19 protein-coding genes are annotated in these 18,253 nt (G+C 43.8%); 12 read left to right on the plus strand and 7 right to left on the minus strand.

All coding sequences use genetic code 11. The annotated features are described in order from the left end of the window. Nucleotides 1-165: 165 nt before the first annotated feature. The 4 genes from BLT07_RS05985 to BLT07_RS06000 all read left to right on the plus strand — a co-directional run bounded on the left by BLT07_RS05985 (nt 166) and on the right by BLT07_RS06000 (nt 2,027). A complete protein-coding gene (locus BLT07_RS05985; RefSeq protein ID WP_091866786.1) occupies nt 166-354 on the plus strand; it encodes a hypothetical protein in 189 nt (62 codons plus the stop codon). Nucleotides 355-372: 18 nt separating this feature from the next. Further along, nucleotides 373-792 (plus strand): hypothetical protein, encoded by a 420-nt coding sequence (locus tag BLT07_RS05990; protein WP_091866788.1) that lies wholly within the window; start codon nt 373-375, stop codon nt 790-792. A gap of 168 nt (nt 793-960) precedes the next feature. Continuing rightward, nucleotides 961-1,593, plus strand: coding sequence for an MOSC domain-containing protein (locus BLT07_RS05995; RefSeq protein WP_091867343.1), 633 nt, complete (start codon nt 961-963; stop codon nt 1,591-1,593). An 80-nt stretch (nt 1,594-1,673) separates the two neighbouring features. Then, nucleotides 1,674-2,027 (plus strand): DoxX family protein, encoded by a 354-nt coding sequence (locus BLT07_RS06000; RefSeq protein WP_091867345.1) that lies wholly within the window; start codon nt 1,674-1,676, stop codon nt 2,025-2,027. Between the two features lie 160 nt (nt 2,028-2,187). Here BLT07_RS06000 and BLT07_RS06005 read toward each other — a convergent pair whose 3' ends face one another. Then, nucleotides 2,188-2,769, minus strand: a complete 582-nt coding sequence (locus BLT07_RS06005) for a hypothetical protein (RefSeq protein WP_091866790.1) — start codon at nt 2,767-2,769, stop codon at nt 2,188-2,190. A gap of 212 nt (nt 2,770-2,981) precedes the next feature. Here BLT07_RS06005 and BLT07_RS06010 point away from each other — a divergent pair, with 212 nt between their 5' ends. The 3 genes from BLT07_RS06010 to BLT07_RS06020 all read left to right on the plus strand — a co-directional run bounded on the left by BLT07_RS06010 (nt 2,982) and on the right by BLT07_RS06020 (nt 5,188). After that, nucleotides 2,982-3,869 carry an AraC family transcriptional regulator gene (locus tag BLT07_RS06010; RefSeq protein ID WP_091866792.1) on the plus strand — a complete coding sequence of 296 codons (888 nt, stop codon included), beginning with the start codon at nt 2,982-2,984 and terminating at the stop codon, nt 3,867-3,869. 121 nt (nt 3,870-3,990) lie between these two features. Next, a complete protein-coding gene (locus tag BLT07_RS06015) occupies nt 3,991-4,605 on the plus strand; it encodes an alpha-ketoglutarate-dependent dioxygenase AlkB family protein (RefSeq protein WP_091866794.1) in 615 nt (204 codons plus the stop codon). A gap of 304 nt (nt 4,606-4,909) precedes the next feature. Further along, nucleotides 4,910-5,188, plus strand: coding sequence for a TIGR03643 family protein (locus BLT07_RS06020; protein WP_091866796.1), 279 nt, complete (start codon nt 4,910-4,912; stop codon nt 5,186-5,188). An 18-nt stretch (nt 5,189-5,206) separates the two neighbouring features. Here the strand turns inward: BLT07_RS06020 and BLT07_RS06025 are convergent, their stop codons facing one another. Continuing rightward, entirely contained in the window at nt 5,207-5,977 is a 771-nt protein-coding gene (locus BLT07_RS06025) for a S1/P1 nuclease (protein ID WP_091866798.1), read from the minus strand. 125 nt (nt 5,978-6,102) lie between these two features. Between BLT07_RS06025 and BLT07_RS06030 the strand changes: the two genes are divergently transcribed. The 4 genes from BLT07_RS06030 (at nt 6,103) to BLT07_RS06045 (ending at nt 11,871) form a co-directional block, all read left to right on the plus strand. Beyond that, a complete protein-coding gene (locus tag BLT07_RS06030) occupies nt 6,103-8,361 on the plus strand; it encodes a transglycosylase domain-containing protein (RefSeq protein WP_091866800.1) in 2,259 nt (752 codons plus the stop codon). A 98-nt stretch (nt 8,362-8,459) separates the two neighbouring features. Further along, entirely contained in the window at nt 8,460-9,263 is an 804-nt protein-coding gene (locus tag BLT07_RS06035) for an HAD family hydrolase (protein ID WP_091866802.1), read from the plus strand. A 230-nt stretch (nt 9,264-9,493) separates the two neighbouring features. After that, nucleotides 9,494-10,756 carry a DUF819 family protein gene (locus BLT07_RS06040; RefSeq protein WP_091866804.1) on the plus strand — a complete coding sequence of 421 codons (1,263 nt, stop codon included), beginning with the start codon at nt 9,494-9,496 and terminating at the stop codon, nt 10,754-10,756. Between the two features lie 398 nt (nt 10,757-11,154). Continuing rightward, the gene (locus tag BLT07_RS06045; protein WP_091866806.1) at nt 11,155-11,871 is read left to right on the plus strand and encodes a DUF4369 domain-containing protein; all 717 of its coding nucleotides are present in this window, start codon (nt 11,155-11,157) and stop codon (nt 11,869-11,871) included. A gap of 110 nt (nt 11,872-11,981) precedes the next feature. Here the strand turns inward: BLT07_RS06045 and BLT07_RS06050 are convergent, their stop codons facing one another. The 3 genes from BLT07_RS06050 to BLT07_RS06060 form a co-directional block, all read right to left on the minus strand. Further along, nucleotides 11,982-12,755: an aldose 1-epimerase gene (locus BLT07_RS06050; RefSeq protein WP_091866808.1), complete on the minus strand. Its 774-nt coding sequence runs from the start codon at nt 12,753-12,755 to the stop codon at nt 11,982-11,984. Nucleotides 12,756-12,904: 149 nt separating this feature from the next. Next, entirely contained in the window at nt 12,905-13,885 is a 981-nt protein-coding gene (locus tag BLT07_RS06055) for a PLP-dependent cysteine synthase family protein (protein ID WP_091866810.1), read from the minus strand. A gap of 234 nt (nt 13,886-14,119) precedes the next feature. Beyond that, the gene (locus BLT07_RS06060; RefSeq protein ID WP_091866812.1) at nt 14,120-15,361 is read right to left on the minus strand and encodes an ABC transporter permease; all 1,242 of its coding nucleotides are present in this window, start codon (nt 15,359-15,361) and stop codon (nt 14,120-14,122) included. A gap of 15 nt (nt 15,362-15,376) precedes the next feature. On the opposite strand from BLT07_RS06060, the gene BLT07_RS06065 reads away from it, so the two are divergent. Next, a complete protein-coding gene (locus tag BLT07_RS06065; RefSeq protein ID WP_245726461.1) occupies nt 15,377-16,756 on the plus strand; it encodes an exo-beta-N-acetylmuramidase NamZ family protein in 1,380 nt (459 codons plus the stop codon). Here BLT07_RS06065 and BLT07_RS06070 read toward each other — a convergent pair. After that, nucleotides 16,725-17,582 carry a sterol desaturase family protein gene (locus BLT07_RS06070; RefSeq protein ID WP_091866814.1) on the minus strand — a complete coding sequence of 286 codons (858 nt, stop codon included), beginning with the start codon at nt 17,580-17,582 and terminating at the stop codon, nt 16,725-16,727. The two genes, BLT07_RS06065 and BLT07_RS06070, sit on opposite strands and share 32 nt — an antisense overlap. Before the next feature lie 139 nt (nt 17,583-17,721). After that, nucleotides 17,722-18,228 carry a YkgJ family cysteine cluster protein gene (locus tag BLT07_RS06075; protein WP_091866816.1) on the minus strand — a complete coding sequence of 169 codons (507 nt, stop codon included), beginning with the start codon at nt 18,226-18,228 and terminating at the stop codon, nt 17,722-17,724. Nucleotides 18,229-18,253: the final 25 nt, after the last annotated feature.

Consider the following 18,253-nt stretch of genomic DNA (forward strand, 5'->3'; position numbering starts at 1 on the left):
ATTATAACTCCTGAAAAAAATTGAAAAGTCCCTAATTATTGGAATTTTCGTTCGGAATTCTGAAATCCGTACTTCTTTGGACAGTAATTCTTAGGATTCGCCTTACAACTTGTTGAATATTTGCATCGCAATAAAAAGTAGTTTGCATCTCCCAAATCTAAAGCTATGAAAAGAGCTGATAAACAGCAGTGGGTATTCCTTATCTTTAATTTGGTGCCTTTTCCTAATCTGGGAATTTCAAATACAGACCCTGACCAGATTGGATCAAAATTACGAGGTCCGATACGATTTGATGGTATTGCCGGTGCTGTTGCTGATTACGGTTTACCTTCTGTACTCCCAACTAAAACCTGATCAAAAAACCCCTTGATAATGAAGTGTATAGAACTTAATCCCGAAGGGAATTTTGAACCTTGGGAGCCTTCCAAATTAAAAGAATTACAAAAAAAGCAAATTGATGGACGTCTTGGTCAAAAACTGCTGTTCGAAAATAAAACGATAAAGGTCTGGGAAGCCGTACTTTTTCCGGGAGAACGGCTTCCATTTAGAAAAGTCAGCAGAAACTATAACTTTACGTCCATGACCGAGGGTTTGGCGCTTAGCCGTGTTGATAATGGCAAGATTTCATTGGTACGAATCAACAAGGGCGATTCGATGTTTATAAAACATGAAGGCATAGAGTCGATATATGACTTTGAAAACATCGGCGAGAATATCTTATTCCTACATGCCATAGAATTTAAACCTTTGATCGAAAAAACAGATGGACTTAAAATGCAATCCGCCAGTTGATCGGACACTGACTTTGGGTTGACTCCGAACGTGGTAATCGATACCTATTGGTAAAGTTCCCCCACGATTAATCCATGTTTCTGAGTCATACTCCCAAAACTCTAAAGTTTTGGGAGTATTATCCCTTAAAACCATCCTTTACTCGGGATGGTTTTCTATTTTTGGGATATGCGAATCATTTCTACAAACATTGGTAATCCGACGATTATTCTTTGGAACGGCAAGGAAGAAAAAACGGGCATCTTCAAATATCCGGTTTCCAAACCCTTATTTTTAGGGAATACGGATGTTGATAAGGATACGGTCATCGACCGCAAGCACCACGCAGGCTTCAACAAGGCCTGTTTTTTGTTCTCGGCGGATGAATATCCCTATTGGAAAAAGGAATATCCTAATCTGGAGTGGGACTGGGGCATGTTCGGCGAAAACTTGACCGTGGAAGGTTTGGATGAAGCTATCCTACGGATCGGCGATATCTTTAAAATAGGAAGCGCCACAGTTCAGGTTTCGCAACCCCGCGAGCCTTGCTATAAATTGGGGGTTCGGTTCAAAGACCAAAAAATCCTTAAAAAATATATCGAACACGGGCACCCCGGCACCTATGTGCGTGTCTTGGAGGAAGGAATAGTCAACATAGGAGATCATTTGAAAGTACTCGAGCAGTCGAAGAACGCCTTAACCGTAAACCAATTTTTCCGTCTGCTCTACGCCAAGAAAAAGAGTCCTGAGCTATTACGTTTGTTTATGGCTAACGATTCGGTACCGGAATATAAGAAGATTCGGATGCAGAAGTATATTTAAAAAAGCACAAAGCAGCCCTAAAAATCGTCCCTTTTAAAAAAATAAACCAATAAACTCTTAAACTTTTTTTGAACTTTAATTTGAACTTCCCCTGGCACCTTTACCTAATGGCCGCAATGTATATCGTTGCGGGCGTGATGCACTTTATAAAGCCAAAGGCGTATCTGCGGATTATGCCCCAGTACTTGCCGTCGCATAAATTTTTGGTGACCCTAAGCGGTATTACCGAGATTGTATTGGGAATAGGGCTGTGTTTTTCGGTTACAAAAGACATCGCGATTTATGGCATTATCCTTATGCTTTCGGTATTTCTTCTAGTCCATTTTTATATGCTTTCAGGAGAGAAGGCATCCGCCGGTATTCCCAAATGGATTTTGATTTTAAGGATTCCCCTGCAATTTGGCTTGATGTATTGGGCGTACTGGTATTTGTGATTTTAGAAAGTGACCTATTTGGGTTTGTCACGACAAAAAGGCGAATTGGAAAAAAAATTTCTATCAACGGAAACTAAACCCAAAAAAAAGAACCCAAAGGCGATGCCGAACTAAATTCAGCACCAAAGCCTTTGGGTATAACTCAACTTGAACTAACTATCTATTGAACTACGATACTTTCGTAATAGGTATTTTCACTATCCATTACAACTATGGAGTAGCGGTCTTTGTACGCTTTTTTAAAATTTAGTGCTTTTTCGATAATCATCTCGTTCTCACGCTTTTCCGAAAAAACCAGTCGATCGCTACTATCGTATATATGGATTTTCACATCTTCTTTACTAAGATTCAAGAGGTTTAGATAAACCATACGGTCCGCCATCCTAAAAACGGGCTTGGCATTTTCATTTTTCCGAATAATCTCAACGTTGGTTCCCTTGACGACAATAGTGTAGATTATCTTTCTCAAAGCATCTTCCGTAGTGAAATAGTACAAACCGTCCGTCAGATTCTTGAGATTAAAACTTTTGGAATACGAGGCATGGGATACCTTCTCAAAATAGATAACATGATTGGCCGCATCAAAAAGTTTAATCTCGGTATCCTTTTGCGAATCCATTTCAAAAATTAGGTTTTTGGATTCCTTTTTTGTTTCCACGCTCAATTTTTCGTCGTTGGCCATACCCGTAACGGTAGCAAACAGTAAGGAAATCATTGCTGCTGTTCTTATTACTTTTTTCATGATTTTTTGTTTTAAATCCTGCACCAAGGCAGGTGGGTTACTAATTTGATACAAACTTAGCCCCGAAATTATGCCCTTACTACTGGTCTATTTTCCCATTTATGTTCTATTTTACCATACGAAATTGTAAAATATTAGTATAAAGGTAATTTAGAACATCTTTTAGGTAATTTTGCAATGATTTTCCATAACACCTTTGATATCTTTGTAGCATGCAAAAAACCCCTACGCTAGCACAAAAACCAGCTTTTGAGGCCATAGAACCCAGTTTTGGGCACTCGTATACCTACCAAAAGTTCGATGCGAATAAAAAAAACAAGAATACCATTTGGCATTACCACCCTGAAATCGAGCTCGTCTATGTCAAGGGAGGTTCCGGTAAGCGGCAAATAGGTAGCCATGTATCCTATTATTCTCTGGGAGATCTCATCTTGATCGGAAGCAACCTTCCCCATTGCGGTTTTACAGATATACTAACCGGTAACGATAGTGAGACCGTGATACAGATGAAGTCCGATTTTTTGGGAAACGATTTTTTCGACATCCCGGAAATGAAGAAAATTCAATCCCTCTTCGAAATGGCCAAGGGAGGTATCTCCTTTTCAGGAAAGACCAAACGTAAAATTGGTGAGAAAATGGATATTTTGGAATACCAGTCCGATTTTCAGCGGCTCTTATCCATTTTAAACATTCTGAACGAGCTGGGAAACTCAAAGGAGTTCAAGATTCTGAACGCCCAAGGATTTTCAATGGAGACCGAGGTAAAGGACAATGACCGTATCAACCACGTATTCAATCATGTAAAGTCCCATTTTAAGGACGAGATTCGTTTGAAGGAGATTGCCGACCTGGTCAGTATGACCGTACCCTCGTTCTGCCGTTATTTCAAAAAGATTACGAACAAAACTTTTACGCAGTTCGTCAACGAATATCGATTAGTACACGCTTCAAAATTATTGGCAGAACAGCCCCTGAGCATCACCGAAGTCTGTTTCGAAAGCGGTTTCAACAATTTTTCGCACTTCAACAAACAGTTCAAGGGATTTACCGGCCAAAACCCGTCGGAGTATCGCAATCAGTTGAAAACCGTTCTTCAATGATGCAAAAAATTATAAATTTTTTATCCCTAGCACAGCTGAAGGGCCCAGCATACAATCCCAAAATTTTAGGTTAGATTTCCTATTTTCTAAGCCTTAGTGCTTCATCCAAATAGTGTACTAAATGACTAGTTTACAAGGACATTCGGGAGAAACTAATGGAATACCCCTAAACCTACCCGATAGCGAAATCATCTATTTCGCCAATTTTTTTTCTAAGGCTAAAGCGGATACCTATTTTAATCATTTTAAAAGGGAAGTGCCATGGCAGCAAGACGACATAAAGGTTTTTGGTAAAATCTATCCTCAACCTCGGTTGACGGCACTGTACGGCAATACCGGGAAAGCCTATTCCTATTCCAACATCACCATGCAGCCCCATGATTTTACGGATGTTTTACTGGAAATTAAGCAGAAAATCGAGACCAAGACCGATGCCGTTTTTACGACCTGTTTATTGAATTTGTATCGTGATGGAAAAGACAGCAACGGTTGGCATGCCGACAATGAAAAGGAATTGGGACTCAATCCGATAATCGCATCGTTAACGCTCGGACAAGAACGCTATTTCCATCTCAAACACCGTAAGGATAAGCACTTAAAGCACAAATTACTATTAGAACATGGCAGCCTATTGTTGATGCAAGGAACCACCCAGCACCATTGGCTGCACCAGATACCCAAAACGGCAAAAACCATTGGGGAGCGGATTAACTTGACGTTTAGGATAATTGGGTAAATAGCTTATGTTTCTGGGATTTACTCTGTCGGCGAACCGACTTGGGGAGCCTCTTAAAACAAAAAAACCGACTTTTTTAAAAGCCGATTTTTTTTAGTGGGACCCTGGTTTAAAAAGCGGGTTACTGTCTTTAGCGATCGGGCGGCCGCTAATGTCCTCGCAACATACTTCACTACTATAACCTAGAAAAAACGGTTCGCGTATAACAGATCGTCAAGTTTCAGATTTATGGGGTGAACGGACACTAAGAATCGTAGAATCGATATCCACTATTCCGCGTATCATTTCCTATTTTTGTAGAGCTATGGAAAAAGATTTTACAGAACGCGAACTGGACCGCATCATCGAAATGGCCTGGGAAGACCGAACCCCCTTTGAGGCCATTACCTTTCAGTTCGGCATCTCCGAACAGGAGACCATCGAAATCATGCGCCGCGAAATGAAACCGAGTAGTTTTAGAATGTGGCGGAAAAGGGTGCAGGGCCGAAGTACGAAACATGCCAAACTAAGGCAAGACGATATCGATCGGTTCAAGAGTTCGAGACAGAAACCTATTTCCGGAAATAAGATTTCAAAGCGGTAAGGCAGTGGAATTTTTGATTCAGAATAAATCATTCAACACCTTCGCCAACCGCAATCCACCTTTCTCCAATTGTGCCTCTACGGTGCCAAACCAGTCATAACTATAGCGATAATAAAGCTTCTCCCCCATTTCAACGGAACCGTAGATGTCATTCGCCAAGTCTTGCGATTCTTCGACCCAATCGTAGATATCTCCCTTTTGCATCGTTTTCTTTTGCGCTTTTGTTAACTGCGGTAAATTGTACGCCAATTCGGAATAGCTCATACCGTAGTCCTCGATCATGTTCGAATCCCAGACCCGGTGCAAGTTACTGCCTTTGTTGAACCATCGTACTTGAATGTCGTTGCCGCCCTTATCCTCTAATCGGCCGACGTGCATGGGTTGATGCAGATCCCCAATCAGGTGTACCAGCATCTTGAGGTAAAAGGCCTTGTCCACTTTTGTGCTGTTTTCATCCTTGATGATTTCGATGCATTTCTCGATACCGGTCATCAAATCTCCCTGTTTACTTGGCGGTTCGTCACCATATTTTTTATCCGCGGGATAATTGACATAATGCCAGGCACTGAATCCGCGATACGAACTATCGGCCTTGATCTCATCCCCAAAGGTGGATACGGCGGCCAAACTTTGACCATCGAGCAAAGCAGCGATAGCCTTTGCCGCTTTTTTCGTGAGGTTCTCCTGGGCTACTTCACCGACCACCCGATGTCCCCCTTTTGACCAAACGGGATTGTTGGCGAAACCTAATTGGGTGGCAAAAAACACTAAGAGGATATATTTTTTCATTCCATACTATTTTCGGCAAAAATAGTCCAACTAAATCAAATCAATTGGTAAGCTATGTGCGGTTTTTATTTTTTAGTCGGATATTGCGGACGATAAGACGTATATCATCCTAAATAACAATACCATTGCTCTTAAAACGAATAAAATCCCCAATCTTAAGATATAGTATCCTCTCCATTGCTGCTGGAATTGTACTCCTCCTCCTATTTATCCTCAGTATCTACTGGGGCACTTGGGGGAAAATTCCGAATAAAGAAGAACTTTCCGATTTTCAATACCAGCGTGCATCCGAGGTGTACACCATCGATAGTGTACTTATCGGTAAATTTTACCTGTACGACAGGCAGCCGATTGCTTTTGAAAGCATCCCGCAGCATGTGTTGGATGCCCTGGTCGCGATCGAAGACGAACGCTTTTACGAACATTCGGGCATCGATTACCAAAGCTTGGGGCGGGTCGCTATAAAGACGGTACTCATGCAGGACCAATCCTCAGGGGGCGGAAGTACACTGACCCAGCAATTGGCAAAAAACCTATATCCGCGAAGGGACAGAAAAGTATCGAATATTGCAGTGGACAAAATCAAGGAAATGTTTATCGCATCCCGATTAGAGGATATCTTTTCAAAGGATGAGATACTGACCCACTATCTGAACACGGTTTCCTTTGGTGACAATACGTTCGGCATCGAAAGTGCATCCTTGAAGTTCTTTAACAAACGTGCCCAGGACCTTACCGTCGAAGAAGCCGCCACACTGGTTGGCATGCTCAAGGCCACCTATGGATACAATCCCAGGATATTTCCCGAAAAAAGCCTATCCCGTAGAAATCTGGTACTGCTTTCCATGGCGAACAACGATTTGATATCCGTAGAAAAAAAGGATAGCCTGATCGACATCCCCATTACTTTAGATTATCGGGAATACGACAACAATGACGGCCTCGCCCCCTATTTTCGAGAAGAAGTCCGAAAAAAGATGCAGAAATGGAGCCTCGAACAGGGCGAGGAAGGTAACGAACACAATATCTATACGGATGGACTTAAAATCTACACCACCCTCGACTACAACATGCAATTTTGGGCAGAAGCGGCGATGCGCGAACACATGGCAAGTCTGCAGGAACAGTTCGAAAAAAGTTATGGCAAGAACGCACCTTGGCTCAGCAATACCAAATTGATCAATAAAATAGTCCGTGCCTCTAGCGTTTATAAAAAGTTCAAGGCACAAAATCTAAATGACGCCCAAATCATGGATTCGCTGAAAACCAAACGAACCATGGCGCTTACGGACTGGGAAGGCGAAAAAACCGTCGAGGCGAGTTCGTATGATAGTATCGTACATTACATGAAATTTTTGAATACCGGATCTTTGGCCATCGACCCGCAAACCGGGGCTGTAAAAACGTGGATCGGCGGGGTAGATTTCGAACATTTTAAATACGACCATGTGGCGCAGAGCAAACGGCAGGTCGGGTCAACATTCAAACCGATAGTATATACCGCTGCCTTGGAAACGGGGATTGCGCCCTGCACGTATTGGTCCGCCGAAGAGGTGGAATACGAAAACCTAAAAAATTGGTCGCCCGGTAATTCCGGTGATGAAGACGAGGCTTACCTCAACTATTCAATGGAACAGGCCCTAAGCAATTCGGTGAATACGGTCACCGTAAAAGTCCTAGAAAAAACGGGACTCACCAATGTCATTACCATGGCCAAAAATATGGGCGTCTTCACGGAACTGCCCGAAGAGCCCTCCATTGCATTGGGAACGGGAGAACTCTATCTCAACGAACTGGCAGGCGTTTATGCTACCTATCTCAACGATGGCAAGGCGGTGCTGCCCTACCTCATCGAACGGATTACGGACAAAAAAGACTCTCTTTTGACCGAATTCGAGCCCAAACGTGCCAAAACTCCCGCTTTTTCGGAAAAAACTCGGCAAATTATGCTTGAAATGATGAAATCGACCGTGAATATGGGCACAGCCTCTCGACTGCGAACCAGCTACAAACTCAAAAACGATATCGCCGGCAAGACCGGTACCACCCAAAACAATAAAGACGCTTGGTTCGTTGCCCTGACCCCCAAAATGGTACACGTAACCTGGGTTGGTCTTGAGAACCATGAAATCGGATTCCGAAGTACGGCACTTGGTCAAGGCGCCAATGCCGCCTTGCCAATGTTCGCCAAGTTTATGCAAGAGCTGAACCGGCATCCTTCGTATGACACCATTACCAAAGCACATTTTAAGAAACCGAACCCTGAGATTATAAGATTAATGGATTGCGACCCGGTCAAACGCGACGGCTTCTTCAAACGTTTGTTCACAAATCCCGACAAGAAGAAAAAAAGGGAGTTTCGAAGGAAGGATTCTGACGGGTAACAAGTGGTTTCAACCGGTAGCTATAAGGGTATCACGAAAAAAATTTCCGACTCATAGTCGGTAAATTGCAATTGACCTTTGGACAAAACTCTGATTCTATGAAATACAAAATACTCTGTTCCGACCTTGACGGTACATTGCTATCCAGCAAAAGCGATGTGTCGGATTTTGCGATTTCCGAACTTGAACGGATTAGGGACAAAACGCAAATTATTCTAGTCTCGGCCCGAATGCCGAGGGCCATGGTCTATTTGCAGCGAAGATTGGGTATTTTAGATCAGCCCATTGTTTGCTATAACGGGGCCTTGGTCATGCACGGGACCATCGAAATTTCATCGACCGTAATCGAGATGCAGCATCTTTCGGAAATACACAATCTCGCCCAATTGCATTTCACAAAATTGGGATTGTACTATGCGGATGAATGGTTTGTGGAAGAAAATACAGCGCGGGTACGAAAGGAAATCCGGTATACCCAATCCACGCCTATTTTTAGGGCTACTTCAGATACGTTGAAAGATTGGGAAGACCGCGAAATCGGAGCGCACAAGGTCATGCTGATGGGCACAAAGGTTACTTCGGATATACTGTATCCGTTGCTGGAAAAGCAATTTGGTGATGATTTGCACCTGTACCGTTCGAACGATACGCTAATCGAAATCGCCCCGAAATCCGTCTCCAAACTTACCGCTATCAAAAATTTGCTGAAGAAGGATGAATCGCTGTCGGATGTCATCGCGTTCGGCGACAACTACAACGACATCGAAATGCTAGAACATTGTGGCTATGGAGTCGCCGTCGGCAATGCTCGGGAAGAAGTAAAAGCAATAGCCGATAATACTACCCTGCCCCATTATGAAGATGGGGTGGCGCAGTTTATCAAAGAACATTTAGAAGGTTAATGACTGGTTACCAAATAGCGAATTTGACTATAAATTTGTATTCCTGATGCACAAATCCAAGTACTCTCGAAGTTTATAGGTCAAATTCCAAAAGCCATACCCGTAAAATGCGTAAGTTTATCCAACAATTAGCTCAAATTTTAAAACTTACCCCAATCTGAAAACCGGCAATCTTTGACTCCTTTACTCTTTCACTTTTCAACTCACAACTCTGAACCTATAACTAGAAAATGGATCAACCCCTAATTGCCAACGATACCGTAGTTCTTGGCCTTCTTACCCTCTGCCTCGGATTTATTTTCTACACCTCTTCCATAAAAACAGGGTTTTGGAATAAGTTCTATTCCATAGTTCCCGCTGTACTTATGGCCTATCTTTTACCGGCTATCTTGGCCAGTACCGGCGTGGTTTCGGATGAGACCTCCAACCTTTATTTTATGGCGAGCCGCTATCTTTTGCCCGCTGCCTTGGTCTTGATGACTTTGAGTATTGATTTGAAAGCCATTTCCAACCTCGGCTCCAAAGCCCTGATTATGTTTTTGACCGGCACGGTGGGTATTATTATCGGAGGCCCCATTGCTATTTTAATTGTTTCCATTTTTTCGCCGGATACGGTAGGGGGAAGCGATTTTGACGCTGTGTGGCGTGGACTTTCCACAATTGCCGGAAGCTGGATCGGAGGCGGTGCCAACCAAGCGGCCATGCTGGAAATTTTTCGGTACAATCCCGATGAATACGGTAAAATGGTTTTAGTGGATATCGTTATCGCCAATATTTGGATGGCCGTTATCCTATTCGGGGTAGGTAAAAGTACCCGAATCGACAAATGGTTAAAGGCGGATACTTCGGCCATTGAGACCTTAAAGATAAAGGTCACCGAATTTGCAGAAAAAATAGCCCGGGTACCGACCTTGAAAGATTACATAATGATGCTCTCCTTTGCATTTACAGCGACCGGTATTGCCCATTTTTTCGGGGACGAAATCAGTGATTATTTGATAGCGAACAGTGCGCAAGTCGCGGACCCCTCCAATTTTATGTCCTTTTTAGGTTCCGGTTTCTTTTGGATGGTAGTTCTCGCCACAGCATTGGGAATCGGCCTATCCTTTACGAAAGCCAAGAACTACGAAGGCGCAGGTGCCAGTAAGATTGGCGGGGTATTTATTTACATTTTAGTGGCCACCATTGGGATGAAAATGGATCTTGGAAGGGTATTGGAAAATCCCGGACTGCTGGCCGTAGGTTTTGTTTGGATTTCGATTCATGCGGGACTTTTAATCCTTGTCGCCAAACTCATCAAAGCCCCTTATTTCTTTTTGGCCGTTGGTAGTCAGGCCAATGTCGGGGGTGCGGCATCAGCTCCCGTAGTTGCTGCGGAATTCCATCCATCGTTGACATCGGTGGGCGTGCTTTTGGCCGTTTTTGGATATGTTGTAGGAACGGGCGGAGCTTTACTCTGTGCCTATTTGATGGAAATCGCTTCCAAAATGTAAATGATGCTCAACCCTTGTCGTCAGACAAAAACAGGACCAAAAGACAGGCCATGACAAAACAAATCGCAAAAAAGCAGAACAGAACGATATAATTGTTCATAAGTAGGAGTTTTCGTCAAAATTATGGAAATATTCGTATTTCTTACATTTTTACTGGGAATTTTCGATGAAATCGCCTATCCGCTTGATGACCTGCACGGTTTCTAACCGTTGGTCGATTGCAGATATTTTAAACTCGGGTAAACCAAGGAAAAAATAAAAAAATCGTGATATTTGTATCTTGAGATTTGAGACCTTACATTTTAGATGAGGCTATAATTTGTAGGTGTTCGTCCAACGCTATGTTGTCGGCAGGCCCGTCGGTCTGTTCGGTTTTCCAAAATCATCCAAATACCAAAATGAAAAAGACAATACTATTTTCCCTATTACTTGTCCTACTATTTGTTGCCTGCGGCGGCAATCTTTCGGACAACACAATGACTGTAACCGGAAAAGTCAAAGGCCTTAAAAAGGGCACGCTGTTCCTACAATACATTCCTGATTCTACCTTGGTGACCCTAGATTCACTTCAGGTTGAAGGCGATGGCAGCTTTAGTTTCAAGACCGAGCTGGAAAGTCCCGAGATATTCTACCTGTACCTCAAAAAGAAAGATGCGAACGAGATCAACGATCGCATTACCTTTTTTGGTGAGCCCGGCACCATCACTATTAACACCGCTTGGAACACTTTTGATACCGACGCCAAAATCGAGGGGTCAAAGACTCAAAAAAAATTGGAGGAATATCAAAAAACCATGTCCCGCTTCAACTTTAAAAATCTAGAGCTGATGCAAACTGCTGCGAACCGACAGACCGCTTTAGATTCCCTACAAATGGATTCCATACAACGATTAAGCAATAAAAACGTCCAGCGCGGCTATGCCTTTGCCTTGAATTTCGCACTGAACAACAAAGATTCCTACATAGCGCCTTATATCGCCCTCACTGAAGTATCGGATGCCAACGTCATTTATCTGGATTCGATCTACAATTCCCTAACCCCTGAAGTTGCGGATTCGAAGTATGGTAGCAAATTGGGGGAGTATTTGACGGAGATAAAGGAGGCAAATCGATAGGTGTTTTTGTTCATTGCCTACTGCTGGGTAGGCGTAACATCTAAATTCACTCTCGCCCATCTGATCTAGAAGAGAGAGCTCGCAAATGATTCTTCATTAGCATCATGTTGTCAAGGCGTAATCCAAACCTTAAACGTCTTCGCCCCATCCTCCAAATACCGAAAGCCTTCGTTCAAATTCCGCTGCTCGACGGCATAGGGATAAAACGTGATCGGCTCGATACAGACCATATTGGATACTTCCGTCCAAAGCATGAAATTGCCAAAGCCTTTCGTTTTGATGCGGAGCTGCTTTTCATCCTTTAGCAGGATTTCATTACAATCCGGCACCTCAAAAGCGCGGTTGCCGACCGCTAAAATTTCTTCCAAGGAAATTGTTTTTTCTCCCGCAATAATCTGGGCGTTTTCGGAATACAGCTTGAAAGCAGGATGGTATCCCAACATAAAAGGACTATCGCGTTCACCGGAAACGACAAAAGTAATTTCGAGTCCCGATTCCGTTAACGAAAACTGTTTTTGGAAACCAAAATCATATGTCCAGAACAAATATTCCCGGTTCGATTTTTCGGGATACTTCGAGTTTTTAACCAGCGTGTGCGCCTGGTATTCCTTTTGAAAAATAGCTCCCGTTTCCGTTTGCGAGATTAGCTCGTATTCCATTTCCCGCAATAGACCATGCTGGTCTTGAACAGCGATGTCCCTTGGCGTCTGCACCTGAAATTTAGCTTCCGTGGTCGGCCCGATAATGGGAAACATTTCGGTGTCGGAACTGCGCCAACCGGGACTTCCTTTTTGATGGATGTATTCGTGAGCATCGACCTTGTAACCGACAAGCTCGCCGGCATCGATTTTTACAGATTGCTTCTCGAGTTTTAGTTCTAGCATTTTGGATTTTTTTTGAATTAATCCTTCAATATCAAATGGAAAAAGGTTTATAATCGGTTTACATTCCCTAATGGGACATGTGCAGTTCGCCTCGACTTAATCCCTAGAGATCTTTGATGCGTGGAGAAAGCGTAAAGCGCAAGTCGAATTTATTCAATAAAGCCCTTTTCCCGCATCCAGTCGTCGTTGAACATTTTCCCGACGTAGCGGCTGCCGTGGTCATGAAAAAGGACAACCACCACATCATCTTTGGCGAAATGCTCCTTAAGCTGCAGGACGCCCTTAATGGCCGCGCCGGCGGAGTTGCCCAAAAAGAAACCCTCTTCCCTGGCCAGTCGTTGGGTATAAAATGCCGCATCTTTATCGGTCACCTTGGTAAAGCCGTCGATGATATCGAAGTTTACATTTTTCGGGAGGATGTCTTCCCCGATACCTTCCGTCACGTATGGATAAATCTCACCTTTATCAAAAATACCCGTTTCATGGAATTTCTTAAATACGGAGCCATAGGTATCTACGCCCCATATCTTGATATCGGGATTTTTGGATTTCAGGAATTTCCCCACGCCCGAAATCGTACCGCCAGTGCCGACGCCGACAACGAAATGGGTAATCTTGCCATCGGTCTGCTCCCAAATTTCGGGACCCGTACTCAAAAAATGCGCCTTGGTATTTGATGGATTATCGTATTGGTTGACGTACCAAGCCCCGGGAATCTCTTTGGCCAACCGTCTTGCCGTCGAATAGTAGCTTCTAGGGTCGTCGGGTTCAACATCGGTGGGACACACATGAACCTCGCTACCCATGGCCTTTAGGATATCGACTTTTTCCTTACTTTGTTTATCGCTGATTACGCATATAAGATTATACCCCTTCACGATTGCCGCCAAGGCCAAGCCCATGCCCGTATTGCCAGAAGTGCCTTCCACAATGGTTCCTCCAGGCTTGAGGATGCCCGCCGCCTCGGCATCCTCAACAATCTGTAATGCCATCCGATCTTTCACCGAGTTCCCGGGATTGAAGGTCTCGTATTTCGCCAATACCAGACAAGGCAATTCTGCTGTCAACTTGTTCAGCTTGACTAGCGGCGTGTTGCCAATGGTTTCTAGGATGTTTTCTGCGTATTTCATAATAGATTTTTATATGAATCCATTACCCTGGCCGGTGGACCGGGATTGTGAACTTTGTCCAACTATTTACCAGTTTATGGGTTTATTGGTTTATTGGTTTATTGGTTTATAAAAATTTAGTTGATAGATAATAATTGATTGGATATCTTGTCCGATGCTCGATTTCAGATGTTTGATGTTCTGCATTCAGCAAAAAAATAAACTCCTAAACTCATAAACCCATAAACTTTTTTTTCACTCAAACTTAATCGCCTTCACCGGTGTAATCTTTGTAATAATATAAGAGGGCACCAAAAGCATTAGTAGACATAAAAGCAAAACCCCGATATTTAAAATTAGAATGGTCAACCCATTGATATGTACCGGAATGTAATCGATATAATATTCTTGGGGATTCGGGAATTTTAACACTTTGAATCTATCCTGGATCCAGATCGCACCAAGACCTATGGTATTGCCCCATAACAACCCAATACCAATAAGATAGGCAGCATTGTACAAGAACACCTTTCTGATACTCCAGTTCGCAGAGCCGAGTGCCTTTAAAATACCGATCATTTGCGTACGCTCCAAAATCAGCACCAGCAAGGCGGTAATCATATTGAAACCGCTGACGATAATTACGATACTGATAATTAGGATCGTGTTGAAATCGAACAATCCAATCCACTCGAAAATCTTGTAATATTTATCGAGTATGGTCTGGGTATCCAGCGAAGAGAGCGTCTTCCCATAGATTTCCTTACTTTTCACATCGATATCGTCAAAACTATCCAAAAAAACCTCAAAATTTCCGACTTGGTCCTCATTCCATTGGTTCATACGTTGAATATGACGGATATCCGTGAAAATATAAAGACGGTCAAATTCTTCGAACCCGCTGTCGTAAAGTCCCGTAATGGTAAATTTCCGCTGGTTGGGCAGTTTGTCCACATTGTCATCCTTTAAAAAAAAAGCAAAGAACGAGTCTCCCGTTTTCAGGTGTAAACGGTTCGCCATTAAACGGGACATCAAGACCTCATTATTCAGTTTCCCCGAATAATCGGGTAATTTACCATCGACAAGATATTCCTCGAACGCCGACCAATTATAATCACTACCGACCCCTTTGGCGATGATACCCTCGAAGGTATTTTCGGTACGGATGATACCCCCCTTGCTGGCCACCGCCTGTACGTGCGCAATACCGTCAACGGATTTGAACTCGGGATAAAATTCCTGATCCCGTGAAACTGGCACTACCGAAACATCGGAAGCATTGTTATCGTAGTTCGAGATTTGTATGTGTCCGTTGAACGCCGCTACCTTCTCACGTATTTTCAGTTGAAGACCCGCACTGGTGGCAACGGTAATCAGCATCATCACAAGACCCAATGCAATAGCTGCGATCGCTATTTTTATTATCGGTGCGGAAATACTAACTTTATGCGCTGCGCCCTTGATAAGGCGCTTGGCCAAGAAATATTCAAAATTCAATTCAAGGTGTTTATCGTGAACATAGTTAATATCAAAAATACGTTTTTCATTTTGTTTTTGGCCGTCTGCGCCTGTGGAAACCTATCTAGATCCGAGAATGCGCATCCGGAAATCGCTTTGGTCGAAACCGATTCCTTTGTTCCGGTGCCGGTTGTCGTCGCGGCCAATAGAACGGACGAATATCTGACGCTGCTCGAAGGGAAAAAGGTAGGCGTGGTAGCGAATCAAACGAGTGTAATTTTCAAGGAAGACGAAAGACCGATGGCCGATGTCGGAAGGCCTGATATTGATGAGAATGTACGAGGTAAGCAAAATGACGTACAAAGTAATGAAGAGGATGTCGATTCGTTGAAGAGCGAAGAACCTGCCTCGCCGACAGACGGGCTACAAACCCCGTACACCCATTTGGTCGACTCCCTGCTTTCTTTGAACGTGGATATCAAAAAGGTTTTTGCTCCAGAACATGGCTTTCGCGGAGAGGCCGATGCAGGGGAAAAAGTAAAGGATGGTATAGATGCCCAAACGAAATTACCTTTGATTTCCCTCTACGGGAAAAACAAGAAGCCCTCAGCCGAACAATTGAAAGGTCTTGACGTTATACTTTTTGACATTCAAGATGTCGGCGTACGTTTCTACACGTACATTGCGACGCTACAATTGGTCATGGAGGCCTGTTCCGAAAATAATGTGCCCATCATCGTTCTCGATCGGCCCAACCCCAACGCGAACTACATAGACGGCCCCACAATGGAAGCCGCGCATACCGGCTTTTTGGGTATGACCGAAATTCCCCTCGTCTACGGCATGACCATCGGCGAATACGCCAAAATGATCAACGAAGAAGGATTACTGGAAGGCAAAAGAAAGGCCGACCTGAAAGTAATTCCCTTGGAAAACTGGACCCACAACACCGAATATCACCTGCCGATACGGCCATCACCCAACCTGCCCGATGACACTTCCATAACATTGTACCCCAGCTTAGGGCTTTTTGAAGGCACAAATGTCAATGCCGGACGAGGCACTGAATTCCAGTTTCAGCGTTACGGGGCTTCTTTTTTAGACAGCACCCAATACAGTTTTACGTATACCCCAATCCCCAATTTCGGATCGAAAACGCCTAAAGAAGAGGGCAAAAAGTGCTTTGGTAAAGACCTATCGGAAAATCCGAGAATGCAAGAAGTTTCACTGCGATGGCTCATCGATGCCTATACCAATGCTGTCGATAAAAGCAAGGTCTTCAACACCAGTGGCTTCACCAAACACGCTGGCACTGAAAAACTTCAACAATTGATCGAAGCCGGCAAAACCGAGGAAGAAATCAAGGCAACCTGGCAGGGTGATCTGGCGAAATTTAGAAAGGTCAGGGGGAAATATTTGTTGTATCGGGAATAGGCGCACCCGTTGGCTTCCGATACTTGTGAAACGGCTGTTTTAGCAGCCCGGAAATACTTGCGTTTTCGACTTCATCGGGAAAGGTATCCACCCCATAAACAATGGAATCCCTATCATATTCCATATGCGTTCCGAGCATACGGTCCCAGATCGAAAAGATATTGCCGTAGTTGGAATCGGTATACGGAAGCACGTAATGATGGTGTACCTTGTGCATATCGGGCGAAACGATCACCCAACTCAGGGCCTTGTCCACTTTTTTTGGCAGTTTGATATTGGCGTGGCCGAACTGGGTAGCCACCAAGGATAGGGACTGGTAGAGAAAAACGATTCCGATAGGAGTGCCGATGATAAGTACTCCCGCCAGAGTAAACACAAACCGGATCACACTTTCTAGCGGGTGATGCCTATTTGCGGTGGTGGTATCTACGTTATGGTCGGTGTGGTGTACGAGATGGATCATCCAAAGCGGTTTTACCTGGTGTTCGACATAATGAGGCAGATAGGCACCGAGAAAATCCAGCAAGAGTGTTCCTAGAACCACATATAGCCAAAGCGGCATCTCGGGTAGCCAGTTGATGATTCCGAAATCATTTGTGGCCGCCCAATCCGCCGTTTTTAATAGAAGAAACGCCAAGGCGAAATTCACGATAATTGTGGTCAACGTAAAAAATAGGTTGGGCAGAGCATGCCTCCATTTTTTGTACGTGAACCTGAATAGCGGAACTTCGCCTTCCAAAATCCAAAAAAACGTGATACCCCCGACTAAGATCAACGACCGATGCAGAGAGGGAATGGTTTCGAAATAGTCGATGATGGTTTGCATGGGGCTAAGGTTCAAGGATATTCTAAAGATACGAATTGAAATTTGAATTTGAATTTGAAGTGCCGGACGCTTAAGCATCAAAAAACCGAACCATTAACACTCCAAACTTATAACGCTGGAATCATAAGACTGAACTTCTTTATTGTTTACCGCCACTACCAACCCTTGCCTTCATCGCTTCCACAATATTAAAAGCTGCGGGACACACCGCCACGTTCTTCAATGTCAGCTGCGAGATCTGCTGGAACCTTTTCCGGTCGGTGTGGGGGAATTCACGGCAAGCTTTGGGCCGTACATCGTAGATGGAACAATAATTATCCGCTCCCAGAAACGTGCAGGGTACTCGTTGCAGCACATAATCATTGTCTTCATCGATCCGTAGATGTTGTTCGATAAATACCTGCGGTTTTTGCCGAAAGTGCTTGGCAATACGCTCAATATCTGCATTCGTGAACAGCGGACCGGTGGTTTTACAGCAATTGGCGCACTCAAGGCAATCGGTCCGCTCGAATTCCGCTTCATGCAGCTCTTGCATGACATAATCCAGATTTTTGGGTGGCTTCCTCTTGAGTTTTTTGAAGAACCTTTTATTCTCGGCGTGCTTCTCCCGTGCTTTTTTGGGGAGTTGTTTTAGTATTTCGTCCATCCTATTTTAATATACATCCAAAATT

Origin of the sequence: Pricia antarctica (genome assembly GCF_900101815.1) — a bacterium.
Lineage (GTDB): Bacteria > Bacteroidota > Bacteroidia > Flavobacteriales > Flavobacteriaceae > Pricia > Pricia antarctica.